The organism is Stenotrophomonas sp. BR163 (genome assembly GCF_047520985.2).
GTDB classification, from domain to species: domain Bacteria; phylum Pseudomonadota; class Gammaproteobacteria; order Xanthomonadales; family Xanthomonadaceae; genus Stenotrophomonas; species Stenotrophomonas sepilia.
On the sequence record NZ_JAXBRE020000011.1, the window covers coordinates 25,034 to 42,805 of the forward strand.

The window sequence follows — 17,772 nt, forward strand, 5'->3', positions numbered from 1 at the left end:
ACGCGTCACACATCGGCCGATGTGCCCGGGTTTCATGGGATTCGGCCTGGATCGGAGACGCCTGACGGCGCGACCGCATGCTGCGGTGCGGCGAAACGGCCGGTGTTTACGCAATGGCCGGCCCGGTCAGCACGGCAGGGGCACCCGCCGCACCCATCTCCGCCAGATAAGCTGAAAATCCCCCTGCGGCGCGCCCTTCCAAACGGGCGCTGGTCAGGACGACGGGAGCACCGGCCCAGCGTACATCCGCGCCGCAGGCCTGCAGCGCCCTCACCATCTGAACGTCTTCCCCGCAGCGCAAGGCAGGAAAACCGCCGACCGCACGATAGAAATGGGCAGAGACACCCAGGTTGGCACCATGGATGCGCCCGTGACCTTCCCCCCACTGCTGCCGCCCCTGGAATACCCTGCGCAGGCGATGTTCGGACGGGCAGCCCGCCGCAATGTCCACCAGTCCGCAGAAGGCGTCACACGGCTGCTCCAGTTGTCCAACCAACCAATTGCCAGGGACCTCGCTATCGGCGTCGGTGCTGGCCAGCCACCTGGCGCCGCGACCCAACAGCTTGACGGCGGCCGCTGCGCGGGCAATCCCCACGCAGCGTGCATCCAGCCGCACAATGCCGACGCGCTGTTGGTGGCAGATGGACGCCGTCGCATCCGAGCAAGTGTCCAGTGCAACCACCACTTCGACCGCTTCGCCGCCCAGACCCGGGTGCAGGGCCGCCCTTCGGATCGATTGCAGGCAGCGCGCCATGCTGGCTGCCTCGTTGTGCGCGGGGACCAGAACGCCTATCACCGCAGGCCCTCGTTGCGGGCCAGTGACAGCGTGCCGCGCGTCCAGCCCTGCAGCACGAAGTCCGCATCGCGGTAGTGGAAGGCTTCGTGCAGGCCGTGGCCCAGGCACCGATGCACGACTTCGGTCCGGCTCACCCGCCCGGGGAACGAGGGCAACCAATGGCACGCGACCAGCAATCCGTCGTCACGAAGTGCTTGATCGATTCCGGCACGCAGCTCGCGAAGGGCGCTCGTCCCCAGGTAGTAGCCCATCTCACCGCAGACGATCAGGTCGAAGCGTCCCGGCGGCCATTGCTTGGGGTGGCTGGCGCAGTGGACCTGCACGTGCGGCAGGTGGGCCAGGTTGCGGCGGGCCCGGAACGCCGCGCGCGGGCTGATGTCGGTGGCCAGCAGGCGCTCACAGCGGGCCGCCAGGGCCTCGGTCAGCACGCCGTTGGAGCATCCCAGCTCCCAGCCACGATTGAACTGGCGCTGGCTCAGGCTGGCCAGCAGCAACGCACGCTTGCGTTCTTCATACCACCGACTGCGGTAGCCAAAAGGATCTTCCTGCTCATGCAGTTCATCGAAGTACGGTTGCGCGCTCATGCCAGAAATACCTCGTAATCGCGGAAAAATCGGGCCAGTACATGGGAAGGCAGCACCGGCGGGCTGTTCAGGCCCGGCACGTTGCCCGTCTGCGTCCGGAACCGGGCGATCGCACTTCGTTTCACCGACGCCACTGCGGAAATGTCGACAAGCTGCGGGAACTCCCACGCCATATGCGCGCAGGCCGGATCCAGCCAGTGCCAGCCCCATACCGGGTACTCCAGGCGACGGCAACCCACTGCGCGCGCGGCGCGGCAGGCTGCACGCCCTGCCGCTTCGTGATCGGGGTGCCCATCGAAGCGCCAGGGCGCCAGTACCAGATCGCCCGGCTGCAGGTGCTGCTGCAGCCAGTCCTGCAGGCCCTGTTCGTGCTTGCTGACCGCGCCATCGCCGATGCCGAGATGAAACGTCGCGTCGGCCGCAATCCCAAGTTCCGCCAATGCCGCAGCAAGCTCTGCCCGACGCACCGACCGCAGGCGCTCTGGTGTCCACCACGGTTCACCCGGATAACACGCTTCACCATCGGTCACGGCAATGACGCCAACCTCCATGCCCTGTGCGGCGGCATGATGGAGCAGCCCACCACAGCCAAGAATCTCGTCGTCGGGATGCGGCGCAACGACCACAAGGCGGTCATGGTCGGCGCACAGTGACCGGGCGGACGTGGACGGTTGCTGCCAGAGCCAATCGCAACGCAGCCAGGCCTGTTCCTGAGTTCCCTGTCCTTCCAGGGGTGTGCTGGCTACAGCGCCCATGCGGTCTCCTCGGCTGCCCGCTGCTCACCCAGCCACTGCCAATCGCGATCGGCATGGCACTGCCTGAGGAACACCGTCAGGTCCGCCCAGCGGCGGGCGTGACCGTCTTCCAGGCACATCGGCGCCGGACCGAGCGCCCGACCTGCAAGGTCCAGGACGCGCGTCGCCGCCCGCTCGACCACGCAGCGCAGCCGCACTACGTCTTCCCGATGCGCCGATTGGGGCGCGTCGTCGATGCGCGCGGCCACTTCGCGAAGCAGCGCCGCAGCCGGCCCCAGCACAAGGTCCGCTGCACCCAGCAGCCGTGCGCGGTTGCCGTCGCTGCAGGCCGGCCGCATGCGTTCAGCCAGTGCCACCGCTGCGCCAAACCAGGCCGCCGCGATACCGGCTCCGCCATGCCAGAAGCCCGGCCGTTGCAGGTAGGCGTCGCGCGGTCCCAGAATCGTCATCGGTGCGCCGTCGAAGCGCACCGTAGTGGACGGAATGCCGGCCATGCCAGCCGCCGGCCAGGGCTCACCCGAAAGCGTGCACCAATGCTCCGCCGCCACATGGCACAGCCACACGCCGTGTGAGTTCCGCACGGTTACCAGTGCCGCATCCACCCACGCGCTGCCTGAACACCAGGGCTTGTCACCATACAGTCCACCGCCGGCGTCGATGCGCAGGGTGTTGGCTGGGCCTTCTGCGGCCCACACCGCCAGCAGCTGCCCCTCAGCAACCACAGGCGCGTTCAGCTCGGCAATGATCGCCAGGGCGTCGTAATGCGCTTCCAGTACCTTGGCCAAGCAGAGGTCCTCTGCCCCCCACGCCGCCAGCGCCCGCCAACGCTGCAGCGTGTGGCCACTTCCGGGCAAAGGCAGTGCGGGCTGCTGGGCGAGAACCTGGCGCGCGCGGTTGAACAGCGAAGAAGGCGACGTCACATCCTGCATGGCCGGTCTGCAATGAAGACAGGTGATGAACGTAGGCGCCCTGCGGTCACATCACTGTCTTGGCGATGTGGCCGCCACATGAACACCCGGCGCAGTGTTCCTCACGCGGTCACCGCTGGCGCTGTTCGCTTGCACGCAGGCACTGGCGCAGCTCCCATAGCCATGGCAACACCACCAGGCCAAGCGCCGGCAGCAATACAACCCCCCACAGCGCCGGTGCTGCAGGTGCCACATTGACTGCCCATCGAGGTTCGGCCTGCCACGCCACCCCGCCCAGCAGCGCCCAGGGAGCGGCGTCGAGCACACTGTGCACGTGCTGCTCGGCCGGGCTGATGCGTCGCCGCCCGTCCGCGCTGACAGTGTCGAAGTAGCCGGCGATTGCGTGCGCGATGACCAGGGCTGCCAGCAGCGTGATGAGCGACCACGTGCTTTCCAGCACGAGCCACGCCAGTACGCCGCTGCCGATGAGCAGCAGCTGCAGCCCATGCAGCAGGCTCTCGCGCATCGCGGACGTGTGCGGCAGGTCGGTACGCCGGTGAAAGTGGAAGTCCAGCGCACCGGCGGCCAGCCAGACTGCGTAGACACCGGCCATGACAATCGCGCTCATGACGGCCTGCTCAGGGGGTCAATACGATCTTGCGGCAGTCGTCGTCCTTGGCATCGAACATCGCATAACCTTGCGCTGCGTCGGCCAGGCGCATCCGGTGCGAGATGATGTCCCCAGGATCCAGCTTTCCTTCCAGGATTGCGTCCAGCAGTTCCGGCATCAGTCCCTGCACGTGAGTCTGCCCCATCTTGAATGTCAGGCCCTTGTCGAACGCATCGCCCAGCAGGAACCCGTGGATGAAACCGGCATAGACACCGGGAATGCTGACCACGCCGCCGCGGCGGGCGGCTGCGATGCACTGACGGATGGCCACGCCGCTGCTGCCTTCCAGTTTCACGGCGGTCAGCGCTGACTCCAGGGCACTGCCCTCGGCCTCGAAACCGACGGCCTCGATGCAGGCATCCACGCCGCGCCCACTGGTCTGGGTCAGGATGTAGTCGGCTGGGTCCTCGATCTCCTTGAAGTCGATCGGCGTCACACCATAGGCACGGCGCGCGTAGTCCAGGCGGTAGCGAAGATGGTCGACCATGAAGATGGTCTCCGCCCCCAGCAGCCGGCAGCAGGCCGCGCTCATCAGCCCAACCGGACCGGCACCGAAGATCGCCACTGTCGAGCCCGGCTTGACCCCTGCGTTCAGCGCGGCCTGATAGCCGGTCGGCAGAATGTCCGACAGGAACAGAACCTGTTCGTCGGCCACGCCTTCCGGGATGCGCAGTGGGCCCACATTCGCCTTGGGCACGCGCACGAATTCGGCCTGTCCGCCTGCCACGCCGCCATACAGATGGCTGTATCCGAACAACGCCGCCGGAGGCAGAAGGCCCTTCTGGTTCAGCGCAGCGCCCTTGCCCGGGTTGGTGGTCTCGCAGGCGGCATACTCGGCCAGCCGGCAGTGGAAGCACTCGCCACAAGCGATCACGAAAGGGATCACCACGCGATCGCCCGGCCTCACCTGGGTTACGCCGCTGCCGACCTCTTCCACCACGCCCATGAATTCGTGCCCCAGCACATCGCCGTCGTGCAGATCGGGAATCTTGCCCCTGTACAGGTGCAGGTCCGAGCCACAGATGGCGGTGGCGGTAACCCTCAGGATCAGGTCGTCCTCAGCTGCCAGCACCGGGTCCGGCACGGTCTCGACGCGCACATCCTTGCGGCCGTGATAGGTCAATGCCTGCATCGTGCTTCTCCAGAAGATCGGAACGACAGCATTGCAGGGACGCCCTCCTGCCCCGGTGACATCCAGGTGTGCGCAGCGTTCATTCCGCGGCGTCGTGGTGTTAACCCGGCCCGGGGCACGCTGCGAACACCCGCCACAGGAGCTCACAATGAACGACAAGCTGCCTTTCAATCCAACAACAGACGTGGACGATCAATCGAAAGCGCACACGCCGGACAAGCGGCGCAATGATCGAGCGAAGTGGAAGGAGCACGACATGCCGGACGACGGCGATGGCCCCAAGGCCGTACCCGAGGACTACGAGCGCCCCGATCCCGATCCGACGGGCAAGCGTTGAGGCCGCCTCACATCCTGGATGCGCCGGGTTCACGCGTCATGGTGCGCTGCCGGCGCAAGCTGCATGCACGGTTTCTGGTCAGGCTGAAAGAGGTGTTGCATGTGGAAACGCAACGGTCTCTCGCTGGTACTGCTCGCACTCACTGTCGTCTTCATTGTCGGGCAGGCAGTTGCGGGACATGACGTGCACAATCAGGCGTTGACGCAGCACGGGCGCGCGGCGATCGACCTCTGGCACTACCTGGCGACCGGGCATTTCGTGAGCGCTACATTCGAGAACTGGGAGAGCGAGTTCCTGCAGATGGGGATGTACGTTCTTCTGACCGTCAGCCTGCGCCAGCGTGGCTCGGCCGAATCCCGGCCCCTGGACCCGGCGCAGGAGCAGAACCGCGTCGAGCCGGGCCCTGCGCCGTGGCCGGTTCGTCGCGGCGGCGCATGGAAGGTGCTTTACGGTCACTCGCTTGCGATTGCCTTCGGGCTGTTGTTCCTGCTCAGTTTTGCATTGCATGCATTGGGTAGCTGGCGCGCCGAGCAGGTCGAGCAGCAGCTGCAGGGGTTGCCGGTGCCGGGTTTCCTGGAGCATCTGGGCAGCAGCACGTTCTGGTTTGAATCGATGCAGAACTGGCAGAGTGAGTTTCTTGCGGTGCTGTCCCTGGTTGTACTTACGATCTTCCTGCGGCAGAAGGACTCACCGCAATCCAAGCCGGTCGAAGCTCCACACGCGCAGACAGGGGATTGAACCATGGGAAATGCTCCGTCAACCGCCTTGCTGATCATCGACATGTTCAGTCGCTTCGACTTCCCGGGCGCGCAGGCGCTGGCGCCAGCAGCGGAGCGGGCGGCCGGACAGATCCGACGCTTGAGAGACCACTTTGATGGCCACGGATGGCCGGTCATCTACGCCAATGACAACTTCTCGGACTGGAAGCGTGACTTCGGCCAACAGGTAGCACAGTGCCAGCGGGACGGAGGACCGGCCGGGCGGATTGCCGACCTCCTCTCTCCCCTGCCCGGCCACTACTTCGTGCTCAAGCCCAAGCATTCGGCGTTCCTGGCCAGCCCGTTGCCGATTCTGCTTGCCAAGCTTGGCGTGCGCAGCCTTTGGCTCAGCGGGATGACGGCCGATTCATGTGTCCTGGCTACCGCGCTGGACGCCGACGCCAGGGAATTCGACGTAGTGGTGGCACGGGAGGCCGTGGCGGGGACGCCGGCCCGGAAACAGCGTGCGATGGCGCTGCTCGCCGATTCGGGTGCAGCCCGGGTCGCACGGCTCGCCTCGCTGGTCCCGGCATGACCGGCCGGAGCGGGCTCAGGCCCGGTCTGCGATTCCCTTTACACCGGCGTCACCGGCGCAATGTGCGCAGCAGAAGATCTGACCGCTTCCTTGAACGCCATGCCCGATGATCGCGCAGTCGCAATGTGCGCAGCGCGGTGCGAACGCATGGATGGCGCACTCGAACGAATCGAAGGTGCCGCTGCGTCCACCCTGCTGGAGGGTGAAGCTCTTGTCGTAGTCATTGCCGCAGACATCACAGGTAGCCATGGGGCACCTCATGCGGAGAAAGGAGCATGCAGTGTCGCGGGCGCGGGTGTCGGCGGTCGTGAATGCATCGTGTCGCCAGCGTGCAGAACACCGATGTGTTCATTACGCAGGCTGCAGCCCGCGTTGCCAACGCCCAGCCCACGCGTCTCAGCGTGCCTTGCCGGGCTCGGCACTGCCACCAGGCGATGTGCCGCGACCACAGGGAAACGCCGCGCGCAGCCCTTCGACAACCAGGGGAGACGCATCCTGTTGCAATCGCACGCGGGGCAGCTGCCGGAGATGGGAAGACACCTGATCGACCAGTTCATGCGGAAGGATCCGGCCCTGCCCACACCACTGACCGCGGCTGGCATCGGCGACACCCAGGATATAGCTGCTGGCCCGGGCGCTGGACAGCCCCCGGCAGTGTTCGCCATCGCAGAACCCGTCAGCGCCTTTGCCCTGCAGCAGCGTGATGAGCTCCGCACCACTGACAAACCAGGTGCGTTCCGGTTGCGTTGTGCCTGCCACGGCGGGTCCCACCAGGGCGCCTAGGCACAGTGTCAGGAGCCAACGCATGCGGCGGTGCGCGCGGCGGGCTTGATGTCCTTTCATATCGGGGTCCTGGCTGTCGTTTTTCTGGATTCCACGCGGCGCCGGTCAGCGTTGATCAAGCTGGTTGCGTGGTTGAAACGCCGGGTCGTCCTCAGCTTCCAGCATGGCATCCACCAAGGCGTCGAAGGGCGCCGCAGCGGTATCCAGGTCCGTGGAAGAAAGGAATCCGGATTCCCCCTGGCCGGCCAGGGCAATCGCGGCAACGGTCTCGCGCTCACTTTCCTCTGCCCAGAGATAGTCGTGGACCAGTGCCACCCCATGGTCGCCCGCCTTCAGGAAATCGGCCGCGCCGCGTGCCACAGCCAGAAACGCGATGAGATCGTAGAGGCTTTCCGAATACGTCAGCGATCCCGCAACAAAGTGCGTACCAGTGCGGTCATAGGCGGCAACCTGGATATTCTCGGCCTGCGCGGATGCAAGGAAGGCCTTCAATGCGGCGCGATTGTCGGGGTAGCGGGCCAGCAGGGCCTGGCAGTCTATGAGCAGTTCATCCAACGCCTCGTCGCTTGAAGACGCCAGGCATTCACCGTTGCCCAAGCGCCACGGCCCGGCGATGCATCGCCAGTCGGACCATCGGGATGGCGAAGGCAGGGGCGCCGCCAGCCATCTGGAGAGATCTTCGTGGCGCAACTGCAGGCGCAACAGCGCTGAATAAGGCTCTGACAAGGCGATGACCCATCCGGTCTGCGTGTCCAGATGGCTTTTAGCAGACAACGCGCGACCCGCCAACACCCCAGTGCCAGCCTCATGGACTGCGACTGCTATTGCCGCAGACGCGGCGCCGGACTATCGCGCAGCCGTTGACCCTCTCACCACGCATCTTCCCGTCATCACCAGTCTGCGTACCGGCAGCTCCGGCATGCGCAGGCGCTCCAGCAGCAGCGACATCGCGGCCCGCCCCATCTCTTCAACCGGCTGCTCGACCACGGTAATACCCGGTTCGACCAGCTCCGTCCATCGCTCGTTGTCGAAGCCTGCCAGCGCCAGCGCATCTGGAATCGCCAAACCTGCGCTGCGTGCGGCCTTCAGCGCCCCCATCATCAGCAGGCTGTTGCTGGTCACCAGCGCATCGGGCCGCGATGGCATGGCCAGCCACTCCCCAGCTGTCGCGATGGCGGCCTCGGCCGTGGGCTCTACCTCGCGGTAGTCCGGTTCCAGCCCGTGCCTGCGCATTGCAGCGATATAGCCGTCGCGGCGTTCGGCCGCCGTGGTACTGGTGCTGCCGAACAGGCCACCGATGCGGCAATAGCCGCGCTCGGCCAGGTGTTCGACCAGGCCCGCCATCGCCGCTGCGTTGTCGAGGACCACGCTGTCGATCGAGCCACCGGGTGCGGCACGATCGACCAGGACCGTAGGGTAATCCAGCGTGAGCCGGTCCAGCCGCCCCACCGTGGTCCGGGTGGGCGCAAAAATCAGCCCACTGATGCGTTCCTCATGCATCAACTGCAGATACAGCGCCTCGCGCTCGGGGTCCTCATCGGTGTTGCAGAGGGTGACGCGAAGGCCTTCCCGGTACGCGACTTCCTCCACGGCGCGGATCAGCGCGGTAAAGAACGGGTTGCGGATATCGGCCACGATCAGGCCGATGATGCCGGTATGCCGGGCGCGCAGGCGTCTTGCCTGCAGGTTGGGGTGATATCCGGTCTGGCGGATCGCCGCCTCCACCCGGCCGCGCACGGCCTCGCTGACCGGGCCGCCGCCGAGCACCCGCGACACGGTGGACTTGGATACCCCCGCCACGCGTGCGACGTCATTGATGCTGATGCTCACTGGTAACGTTCCCGGAATCGAGCGCTCTTCTGGGCCGGACGGCCGTCCAGCACCATGTTAACGCCAAAGGACTATTGGATTTTTGTGCACTGCACATTGAAATGGCGAGTGGGAACGTTCCCAATACGTCCCAGCCACCCCTTCCGCGGAGCCCCCTTTGTCGCCCCAGACCTCCCCTTCCCCGGCCACCCGGGAACTGATCCGCCTGGACGCGCGGGCGCAGGACAAGACCGATGCCATTGCGCAGGTCGCCCAGATGCTGGTCGCGGCCGGCTGCGTGGCGCCCGGGTACGAAGCCAGCATGGGGCGCCGCGAAACGCTGGCGAACACCTTCCTTGGACACGGCGTAGCAATCCCGCACGGGCTTGGCGAGGACCGCCATCTGGTGCACCGCGATGGCATCGCCGTGCTGCAGTTGCCGCAAGGCGTGGAATGGAACTCGGGACAGGTCACCCGTCTGGTGGTCGGCATCGCTGCCCAGTCGGATACCCACATCACGGTGCTGCGCCGCTTGACCCGGCTGATCCAGGACGAGTCCACGCTGCAGCGGCTGTTCACCACCACCGAGGCGGGCGAGATCGTGAACGCGCTGGCCGGCGATGTTGCGATTGCCGTCACCCACGCGCCAGCGGTGGATCTGGCCGAGCGCTTCGAATGGACCATCGCCTACCCCAACGGACTGCACGCCCGTCCCGCCACGCGCTGGGCCGAGACGGCGCGCGGCTTCACAGCCCGCGCGCAGGTCCGCGCAGGCGATCAGGCGGCCGATGCCAAGAGTCTGGTAGCGCTGCTTCAGCTCGGGCTGCGCGAGGGCGATGCCGTGCGTGTTTCTGCCGAGGGCGCCGATGCCCCCGCGCTGCTGGCAGCGCTGCGCAAGGTCATGGATGGATTGGTCGCACAGGAAAGGGCTGATGCCGAGCGTGCAGCCCAGCGCAAGGCAGCGGCCCCTGTCGCCGGGTGGAAACCGCCCGAAGCGCAGGCGACGATCATTGGCATCGGCGCCAGTCCCGGATTGGCGATCGGCCCGGTGCATGTGCTGGCCAGCACGCAGGCGGAAGTCACTGACCGTCCTACCCCGCTTGGCGAGGGCGGCGCACGCCTGCAGGATGCACTCGGTCGCACCCGCCAGCAGCTGGCCGCCCTGCAGGACGACACCCAGCGCCGCCTTGGCGCTTCGGATGCGGCGATCTTCAAGGCGCAGGCCGCGCTGCTCGACGACACCGACCTGATCACCCGCACCTGCCAGCTGATGGTTGAAGGCCATGGTGTGGCGTGGTCATGGCACCAGGCCATCGAGCAGATCGCCTCCGGGCTGGCGGCGCTGGGCAATCCGGTGCTGGCCGGGCGCGCGGCGGACCTGCGTGATGTCGGCCGACGCGTGCTGGCGCAGCTTGACCCTTCTGCTGAAGGTGGTGGCCTGGCGGATCTGCCGTCGCAACCGTGCATCCTGATCGCCACAGATCTGTCGCCTTCGGATACCGCCAATCTCGACACCGGTCGCGTGCTCGGCCTGGCCACCGCGCAGGGCGGGCCGACCTCGCACACCGCCATCCTCTCGCGCACGCTGGGCCTGCCGGCGCTGGTGGCCGGCGGCGCCGGGCTGTTGGCGATCCAGCCAGGCCGCGAAGCGATCCTGGACGGCAGCAGCGGACGGCTCTACCTGTCCCCCTCCGAAGCCGATCTCGCCTCGGCACGCGAATGGATCGCCGAACAGCAGCAGATCCGCGAGCGCGAAGCCGCGCAACGCGCGCAACCCGCCCAGACCCTCGACGGCCACCGCATCGACATCGGCGCCAACGTCAACCTGCCCGACCAGGTGCCACTGGCACTGGAACAGGGTGCGGAAGGCGTCGGCCTGATGCGCACCGAGTTCCTGTTCCTCGAACGTGGCAGTACGCCCAGCGAGGAGGAGCAGTACACCACCTATCTGGCGATGGCCAAGGCACTCAACGGCCGCCCGCTGATCGTGCGCGCGCTCGACATCGGCGGCGACAAGCAGGTGGCGCACCTGGAACTGCCACGCGAGGAGAACCCGTTCCTCGGCGTGCGCGGCGCGCGCCTGCTGCTGCGCCGCCCTGACCTGCTGGAGCCGCAACTGCGTGCGCTGTATCGCGCCGCCAAGGACGGTGCACGCCTGTCCATCATGTTCCCGATGATCACGTCGGTGACCGAGCTGGTCGCACTGCGCGCCATCTGTGAGCGCCTGCGTGCCGAGCTGGAGGCGCCGGTGGTGCCGATCGGCATCATGATCGAAGTGCCGGCTGCCGCCGCTCAGAGCGACGTACTGGCGCGCCATGCCGACTTCTTCTCGATCGGCACCAATGATCTGACCCAGTACGTGCTGGCGATCGACCGCCAGAACCCGGAACTCGCCGCCGAGGCCGACAGCCTGCATCCGGCGGTGCTGCGCGCGGTCCGCGCCACGGTTGAAGGCGCACGGCTGCATGGGCGCTGGGTCGGCGTCTGTGGCGGCCTGGCCGGCGATCCCTTCGGCGCCATGTTGCTGGCTGGCCTGGGCGTGGATGAACTGTCGATGACCCCGAACGACATCCCGGCGGTGAAGGCGCGCCTGCGTGGCACCGCGATGACCGAACTGCAAGCGCTGGCGAGCACCGCACTGGGGTGCGAAACCGCCGAGCAGGTGCGCGGCCTCGATGGAGCGCGCGCATGACTGCCCGCGCCGTCACCGTGACCCTGAACCCGGCCATCGACCAGACCGTGCGCCTGGCCCGCCTGCAGCCAGGCCGCGTGCATCGCGCCGGCAGCTCCCGCGACGACGCAGGCGGCAAGGGCATCAACGTGGCGGCCTGCCTGGCCGACTGGGGCGTGCCGATCACCGCGCTGGGCGTGCTGGGCGACGGCAACGACGGCGTGTTCCGCACGCTGTTCCGTGAGCGGGGCATCATTGACGGCTGCCTGCGCGTTCCGGGCCATACCCGCACCAACATCAAGCTGGTCGAAGAGGCCAACGGCGAAACGACGGACATCAACCTGCCAGGCCTGGCCGTGGACGCTGCCGATCTGGACGCGGTGTCGCGCCAGCTCGGCGCCCTGCTCGCGCCCGGCCTGCCGGTCGTGCTGTCCGGCAGCCTGCCGCACGGACTACCGGCCGATGCATGGGCGCGGTTGCAGGCGCAGGCCGGAACGGCCGGTGCGCGCGTGCTGCTGGACACCAGCGGCGATGCGCTTGCAGCTGCGCTGGACGGCGCGCGGGGCGCGCTGCCCTACGCCATCAAGCCCAACCGCCACGAACTGGAGGCCTGGACCGGCACGTCGCTGCCGGATCGCAGCGCACTGCGCGCTGCAGGCCAGGCCTTGGTCGAACGCGGTGTCGCACTCGTCGCCATCTCCATGGGGACCGACGGCGCGCTGTTCATTGATCGCGCCGGCGCACTGGTCGCGCGACCGCCGCGTCTGGCCCAGGGCAGCACGGTGGGCGCCGGTGATGCCATGGTCGCCGGCATCGCCGCCGCGCTGTTGGAGCGCTCCCTCGACCTGGCCGCCTGTGCACGACTGGCCACGGCGTTCTCGATGAGCCGGCTGGATAGCGGAGACGCGCGGCGGCTCGATCCGGCGCAGGTGCGCGCCGGGGCCGGCGATGTACTGATCGAGCGGTTGGATTGAAACACCTGCCGGAGGAGCAGCGGTTGGCTTCGGGCCACCCGCGATGCCTCCGGCAAGGACGAACCCGAAGCATTCCAGGAGTTCCCATGCACGCTTCCACCGTAGTCATCGCCGCTGGCGAACGCAGCATCGAGGCGGTACTTGCCGCCGAGGCCCTGCGTCGCGCGGCCCGCCAGCGCGGGCTTGAGCTGATGATCGAAATCCGCAGCGACCAGGGCGTGACCGGCGCGCTGCCCGCCTCGGACGCCGCCTCCGCGACCCAACTGCTGCTGGTGGGCGATGGCGAGGCAGACATCGCACGCTTCGGCAATGCCCGGATCGTGCATGCCAGCCTGGGCGAGGTATTGGACGATCCGGTCGCCGCGCTTGCACCGCTCGCAGCCGCGCCGGCCAGTGTCCCCGCCACCGGGGCTGGCAAGCGCATCGTTGCCGTCACCTCCTGCCCCACCGGCATCGCTCACACCTTCATGGCGGCAGAAGGCCTGCAACAGGCTGCCAAAGCGCTGGGCCATGCGATCCGGGTGGAAACACAGGGCTCGGTCGGCGCGCAGGATGCGTTGAGCGATGCGGAAATCGCCGCTGCCGATGTGGTGCTGATCGCCGCCGACCGCGAAGTCGATCTGGCGCGTTTCGCTGGCAAGCGCCTGTTCAAGAGTGGTACCAAGCCGGCGATCAATGACGGCCAGAACCTGATCCGCAAGGCGCTGGCCGAGGTCGGCGTGCACGCGGGGACAGCGGCTTCGGGCCGTACCGCAGAAAAGAACAAGAGCACCGGCCCTTACAAGCACCTGATGACCGGGGTGTCGTTCATGCTGCCTTTCGTGACAGCCGGCGGCCTGTTGATCGCCCTGGCGTTCGCGCTCGGCGGCATCTATGCCTTCGACGATGCCCACAAGGGAACGCTGGCCTGGTCGCTGTTCCAGATCGGCGCCAAGTCCGGTTTCATGCTGATGGTGCCGGCGCTTGCCGGCTACATCGCCTACTCCATCGCCGACCGCCCCGGCATCGCGCCCGGCATGATCGGCGGGCTGGTTGCGGTCAACATGGACGCAGGTTTCATCGGCGGCATCCTGGCGGGCTTCATCGCCGGCTATGGCGTGCACTGGATCAACCGTGCGCTGCGCCTGCCGCGCAGCCTGGAAGGCCTCAAGCCGGTGCTGATCCTGCCGGTGCTGGGCACGCTGCTGGTCGGCCTGCTGATGATGTACGTGATCGGCACGCCGGTGGCCGCACTGCTGGCCTGGCTGACCGACTGGCTGCGCGGCATGGAGGGCAGCAGCGCGATCCTGCTCGGTTTGCTGCTGGGCGGCATGATGGCCGTTGACATGGGTGGACCGGTCAACAAGGCGTCCTACGCCTTCTCCACCGCCCTGATTTCCAGCCAGGTCTACACGCCGATGGCGGCGACCATGATCGGCGGCATGACGCCACCGCTGGGCATCGCGCTGGCGACGTGGTTGTTCAGCAACCGCTTCACTGCCGAGGAGCGCGGCACTGCCGGTGCCGCCGGCGTGCTCGGCCTGAGCTTCGTGACCGAGGGGGCTATTCCGTACGCGGCACGCGATCCGCTGCGCACCATTCCTGCGCTGATCCTCGGCTCGGCCGTGGCCGGTGCGATCTCGATGGCCGCAGGCGTCGAATTGAAGGTGCCGCACGGCGGTGTGTTCGTGCTGCCGATCCCGAACGCGGTCACCCATCTTGGTGTCTACCTGCTGGCGCTGTTGGCCGGCGTGGCGGTCACCGCGATTGCACTGCGCATCCTCAAGAAGCCGGTCACGGCCCCCACCCTGTAATAGGAACCCCGCCCATGACCTGCCCTTCCTGCCGCCTGGTGCCGGTAGCGATCCTGCTGACCCTGCCCTCACTGGCCGTAGCTGCCAACGCGAGTGATGTCTTCACTCCCAAACTGGCTTACACCGGCGAGGCGGCCGCCACGCTCGATGGTGGCAAGCGCAGCGGCACCGCTTACGCCGGCCAGCTGATGTTCGGCGCCGATGTTGACCTCGACGCTGCGTTCGGCTGGCGGGGGGCCACGATCAAGGCCTATGGCATCAATCGCCACGGCACCAACCTCGCCAACAGCAGCACCGGCAACAGCACCTCGGTGCAGGAAATCTACGGCGGCCAGGGGACCCGCCTGGCCAACCTGACCCTGGAACAGAAGCTGTTCAACGACCGGCTGGTGCTGGAGGCCGGTCGCAGCGTCGCCAACACCCACCACCTCGGGTCGGAGCTGTGCCAGTACTTCCAGGGCAACTCGGCGTGCGGCAACCCGACCTACGTTTTCCGCACCAGCAACTTCACCTGGTGGCCGGTGTCGAGCTGGATGGCCGACGCCACGGCCTGGGTGACGCCCGATGTCTATGTCCGCATCGGTGCCTACCAGGTCGATCCCAGCCAGGCCGAGGATGGCCAGCATGGCTTGAAGTGGAATACGAACCAGGCCACCGGCTGGATCGTGCCCTACACGATCGGCTGGCGCAGCCCTGCTTCGGCACGACTGAAAGCCCGCTACGAACTCGGTGGCTGGCAGGACAACTCGACCTATCGCGATCCGCTGCGCGATGCCAACGGCATTCCCGCGCTGCTCAGTGGCCAGGAGTACGCGGCACGCCACGGTCGCTCCGGTGCGTTCGCGCGCTTCGAGCAGCAGCTTACCGGCGATGGCAATGGTCGCGGCCTGACCCTTTTCGGCGCCGCGCTCAAGGGTACCTCCGGGCAGCTGATCGAGGATCACTTCCTGCAGGCCGGGCTTGTGCAGAAAGGCACGTTCGCCGGCCGGCCGCAGGACAGCATCGGCTTTGTCGTCACCCGGCAGAAGTACAGCGGCATCGCGCTGGAGAACCTCCGCCTGGCCCGCGCTGCCGCCGGCGGCAGCGGCACCCCGCACGGAAGCCAGGTGATGATGGAGCTGAGCTATGGCATCCAGCTCACCCCGCAACTCAGGATTGCACCGAACCTGCACTACATCGTGCATCCGGACCCGTTCAACGAACCTGCGCGGCAGCGAGACCTGCCGAATGCACTGATCGCGGGCATGCGGGTTGACTGGAACCTGTAGCAGATGGCACGGGGTGGTGAGGCGCAGCCCGTGCCAGGCACCAGGGTCCACACCCGCTCCGGGCGGCGTACCGACACTCCGGAACCAGGGCGATTGCGGGCCCTTGCCGGGCTTCAGCTGCTGTCCGCCACCCACGCCAGTTCGAACGTCAACGCGAGGCGCTGGCCAGGCTCCAGCCGGTGCGGCGCCAGCGTGAAGCCGTCCGGCGGGCCACTCTGCGGTTCGACACAGGTGGCGTGCGGCGCAGCGTCGTAGACCACCCAGTGGTCGTGGTCCGACCTCAGCCGCAGGCGTTGGCCTTCGCGTACCAGCGTGATGTCACCGTCGGCAACGAAGCAGTCATCCCAGGGGCCGGTGGTGGGCTCCACGTGGGGCAGCGTGGCAATACCTTCCCTGTCCCGCGGATACATCGCGCGAGGATTGAACAGCAACCGGTCCGGCTTCCTGAACCAGGGGTGCCAGCCCAGCATCGCCGGCATCGCCTGCTCGCCGGCCTGGACCGAAAGGCGCAGCTGCAGGGTGTGCCCCTGCAACCGCAGTTCCAGCATGGCAATGCCACCGAAGGGCCAGTAGCTGTCGCGCGGCAGCTGCAGCGACACCTCGGCTGCGGCCGCATCCAGCCGGTCGATCTGCCAGGGTCGCGAGAAGCCCACCCCGTGGATGGCATGCCCGTCGAAGTTGAGCGGCAGCCGATGCGGCATGCCGTCAAAACGGAACTGTCCACGGCGGATGCGCCCGGCCCACGGCACCATCGGGTAGCAGCCCCAGGCGATCGCCGCCGCCCCGGTCTCCTGCGCGTCCACCAGCCATTCCACGCCCCGGTAACGCAGGTGCGCCAAGCGCCCGCCCGCCGCTGCGGCGAGCGCAACCTCCAGTTCGCCGCATCTCAGCCAGTGCAGCTGACCGGCCGGCAGCGCGGCCAGCGCATCATCCCTCGGCAACATGCGCTCAGGCCCCATAGGGATTGATCGTGCGGATGCGTCCGTCCGGCTCCATGTGCAGCGGCGTGCACTTGGCCGAGCGCAGGTGGGTAATGCCGCCGGACATCAGCGCATCGTGATAGAACAGGTACCACTGTCCCTGGAACTGGCAGATGGAGTGGTGGGTGGTCCAACCGACCACGGGGGTGAGGATCACGCCAGCATAGGTGAACGGCCCGTACGGGCTGTCACCCACGGCGTAGCACAGCTGGTGGGTGTTGCCAGTGGAGTACGACAGATAGTAGCGACCCTGGTACCTGTGCAGCCACGGCCCTTCGAAGAAGCGGCGCGCATGGTCGTCCGCACGCAGCGGCTGGCCATGCTCATCCAGGATCTGCACTTCGCGGGTGGGCTCGGCCAGTTCGGTCATTCCGGCATCCAGGCGGCCCACGCGCGGGCCCAGGGCCGGCGCGCTGCCCTCGGGTTCCTCGTGCGCTTCGCTGTACTGGTTGTCACGATACTTCTGCAGCTGCCCGCCCCAGATGCCACCGAAGTACAGGTAGTGGCTGCCATCGTCGTCTTCGAACACGGCCGGGTCGATCGAGTACGCGCCCTTGATCGGCTCCGGCTGGGGCACGAACGGGCCCTCCGGTCGCGCACCGATTGCCACGCCGATGCGGAACCGGCCCCCGGCGTCCTTGGCCGGAAAGTAGAGGTAGTAGCGGCCATCGCGGCAGGCAGCGTCGGGGGCCCACATCTGTTTCCGCGCCCAGGGCACGTCGCGCACGTGCAACGCCATGCCGCAATCGACGGCGGTGCCGTCGGGCGTATCCATCTTCAGCACATGGTAATCCTGCATGCCGAAATGGCCGCCTTCATCGTCGAAGGGCTGGCCACCGTCGATGTCGTGCGACGGATAGATGTACAGGCGTCCCTCGAACACGTGCGCCGAAGGGTCGGCCGTGTAGATGTGGGTCACCAGCGGTTGCGAAATGGCGTGTGCGGTGAGCTGCGCAAGACGGGCTTCGCTGGCCTGGCCGTCTTCACCGGCAGAGAGGTCGATCATGGTTGTCATCTTG

The 17,772-nt window shown here is 67.2% G+C and carries 19 protein-coding genes; 7 read left to right on the forward strand and 12 right to left on the reverse strand.

The genetic code is table 11. The features are described from left to right. Positions 1-106: 106 nt before the first annotated feature. The 6 genes from ACM0PY_RS11080 to ACM0PY_RS11105 form a co-directional block, all read right to left on the reverse strand. Entirely contained in the window at positions 107-796 is a 690-nt protein-coding gene (locus ACM0PY_RS11080) for a glycosyltransferase family 2 protein (RefSeq protein WP_134970171.1), read from the reverse strand. Next, complete coding sequence (locus ACM0PY_RS11085) at positions 793-1,380, reverse strand: class I SAM-dependent DNA methyltransferase (protein ID WP_180884366.1); 588 nt, start codon at positions 1,378-1,380, stop codon at positions 793-795. Before ACM0PY_RS11085 ends, ACM0PY_RS11080 begins: the two co-directional genes overlap by 4 nt. Next, positions 1,377-2,135, reverse strand: coding sequence for a PIG-L deacetylase family protein (locus ACM0PY_RS11090; RefSeq protein WP_134970170.1), 759 nt, complete (start codon positions 2,133-2,135; stop codon positions 1,377-1,379). Before ACM0PY_RS11090 ends, ACM0PY_RS11085 begins: the two co-directional genes overlap by 4 nt. Further along, positions 2,123-3,064 carry an acyl-CoA dehydrogenase gene (locus ACM0PY_RS11095; RefSeq protein ID WP_134970169.1) on the reverse strand — a complete coding sequence of 314 codons (942 nt, stop codon included), beginning with the start codon at positions 3,062-3,064 and terminating at the stop codon, positions 2,123-2,125. The genes ACM0PY_RS11090 and ACM0PY_RS11095 overlap by 13 nt, the downstream gene beginning before the upstream one ends. Positions 3,065-3,173: 109 nt before the next feature. Then, a complete protein-coding gene (locus ACM0PY_RS11100; protein ID WP_134970168.1) occupies positions 3,174-3,671 on the reverse strand; it encodes a hypothetical protein in 498 nt (165 codons plus the stop codon). Between the two features lie 10 nt (positions 3,672-3,681). After that, positions 3,682-4,845 (reverse strand): zinc-dependent alcohol dehydrogenase, encoded by a 1,164-nt coding sequence (locus ACM0PY_RS11105; RefSeq protein ID WP_088497169.1) that lies wholly within the window; start codon positions 4,843-4,845, stop codon positions 3,682-3,684. 148 nt (positions 4,846-4,993) lie between these two features. Between ACM0PY_RS11105 and ACM0PY_RS11110 the strand changes: the two genes are divergently transcribed. The 3 genes from ACM0PY_RS11110 (at position 4,994) to ACM0PY_RS11120 (ending at position 6,475) form a co-directional block, all read left to right on the forward strand. Then, a complete protein-coding gene (locus ACM0PY_RS11110; protein ID WP_005409707.1) occupies positions 4,994-5,182 on the forward strand; it encodes a hypothetical protein in 189 nt (62 codons plus the stop codon). Between the two features lie 99 nt (positions 5,183-5,281). Further along, positions 5,282-5,920 (forward strand): DUF6766 family protein, encoded by a 639-nt coding sequence (locus ACM0PY_RS11115; RefSeq protein ID WP_180884364.1) that lies wholly within the window; start codon positions 5,282-5,284, stop codon positions 5,918-5,920. A gap of 3 nt (positions 5,921-5,923) precedes the next feature. After that, positions 5,924-6,475 carry a cysteine hydrolase family protein gene (locus ACM0PY_RS11120; protein ID WP_134970167.1) on the forward strand — a complete coding sequence of 184 codons (552 nt, stop codon included), beginning with the start codon at positions 5,924-5,926 and terminating at the stop codon, positions 6,473-6,475. Positions 6,476-6,490: 15 nt separating this feature from the next. Here ACM0PY_RS11120 and ACM0PY_RS11125 read toward each other — a convergent pair whose 3' ends face one another. From ACM0PY_RS11125 to ACM0PY_RS11140, 4 genes are all read right to left on the reverse strand, one after another. Beyond that, positions 6,491-6,724 carry a metallothionein gene (locus tag ACM0PY_RS11125; protein ID WP_134970166.1) on the reverse strand — a complete coding sequence of 78 codons (234 nt, stop codon included), beginning with the start codon at positions 6,722-6,724 and terminating at the stop codon, positions 6,491-6,493. Between the two features lie 147 nt (positions 6,725-6,871). Then, on the reverse strand, positions 6,872-7,318 hold the full coding sequence (locus tag ACM0PY_RS11130; protein ID WP_235646763.1) for a Rap1a/Tai family immunity protein: 447 nt from the start codon (positions 7,316-7,318) through the stop codon (positions 6,872-6,874). Positions 7,319-7,363: 45 nt separating this feature from the next. Next, positions 7,364-8,050: a hypothetical protein gene (locus ACM0PY_RS11135; protein WP_134970165.1), complete on the reverse strand. Its 687-nt coding sequence runs from the start codon at positions 8,048-8,050 to the stop codon at positions 7,364-7,366. A 54-nt stretch (positions 8,051-8,104) separates the two neighbouring features. Continuing rightward, positions 8,105-9,088, reverse strand: a complete 984-nt coding sequence (locus ACM0PY_RS11140) for a LacI family DNA-binding transcriptional regulator (RefSeq protein WP_134970164.1) — start codon at positions 9,086-9,088, stop codon at positions 8,105-8,107. A gap of 157 nt (positions 9,089-9,245) precedes the next feature. Here ACM0PY_RS11140 and ptsP point away from each other — a divergent pair, with 157 nt between their 5' ends. The 4 genes from ptsP to ACM0PY_RS11160 all read left to right on the forward strand — a co-directional run bounded on the left by ptsP (position 9,246) and on the right by ACM0PY_RS11160 (position 15,773). After that, positions 9,246-11,759, forward strand: coding sequence for a phosphoenolpyruvate--protein phosphotransferase (ptsP, locus tag ACM0PY_RS11145; protein WP_180884361.1), 2,514 nt, complete (start codon positions 9,246-9,248; stop codon positions 11,757-11,759). Continuing rightward, positions 11,756-12,712: a 1-phosphofructokinase family hexose kinase gene (locus ACM0PY_RS11150; RefSeq protein ID WP_065186396.1), complete on the forward strand. Its 957-nt coding sequence runs from the start codon at positions 11,756-11,758 to the stop codon at positions 12,710-12,712. Before ptsP ends, ACM0PY_RS11150 begins: the two co-directional genes overlap by 4 nt. A gap of 86 nt (positions 12,713-12,798) precedes the next feature. Beyond that, the gene (locus ACM0PY_RS11155; RefSeq protein ID WP_065186397.1) at positions 12,799-14,505 is read left to right on the forward strand and encodes a PTS fructose transporter subunit IIC; all 1,707 of its coding nucleotides are present in this window, start codon (positions 12,799-12,801) and stop codon (positions 14,503-14,505) included. Positions 14,506-14,519: 14 nt separating this feature from the next. Beyond that, positions 14,520-15,773: a carbohydrate porin gene (locus ACM0PY_RS11160; protein WP_134971017.1), complete on the forward strand. Its 1,254-nt coding sequence runs from the start codon at positions 14,520-14,522 to the stop codon at positions 15,771-15,773. 113 nt (positions 15,774-15,886) lie between these two features. On the opposite strand, the gene ACM0PY_RS11165 is transcribed toward ACM0PY_RS11160, so the two are convergent. Continuing rightward, the gene (locus ACM0PY_RS11165; RefSeq protein WP_134971014.1) at positions 15,887-16,732 is read right to left on the reverse strand and encodes an aldose epimerase family protein; all 846 of its coding nucleotides are present in this window, start codon (positions 16,730-16,732) and stop codon (positions 15,887-15,889) included. Further along, positions 16,722-17,759: a glycoside hydrolase family 43 protein gene (locus ACM0PY_RS11170; RefSeq protein WP_134971012.1), complete on the reverse strand. Its 1,038-nt coding sequence runs from the start codon at positions 17,757-17,759 to the stop codon at positions 16,722-16,724. The genes ACM0PY_RS11165 and ACM0PY_RS11170 overlap by 11 nt, the downstream gene beginning before the upstream one ends. Positions 17,760-17,772: the final 13 nt, after the last annotated feature.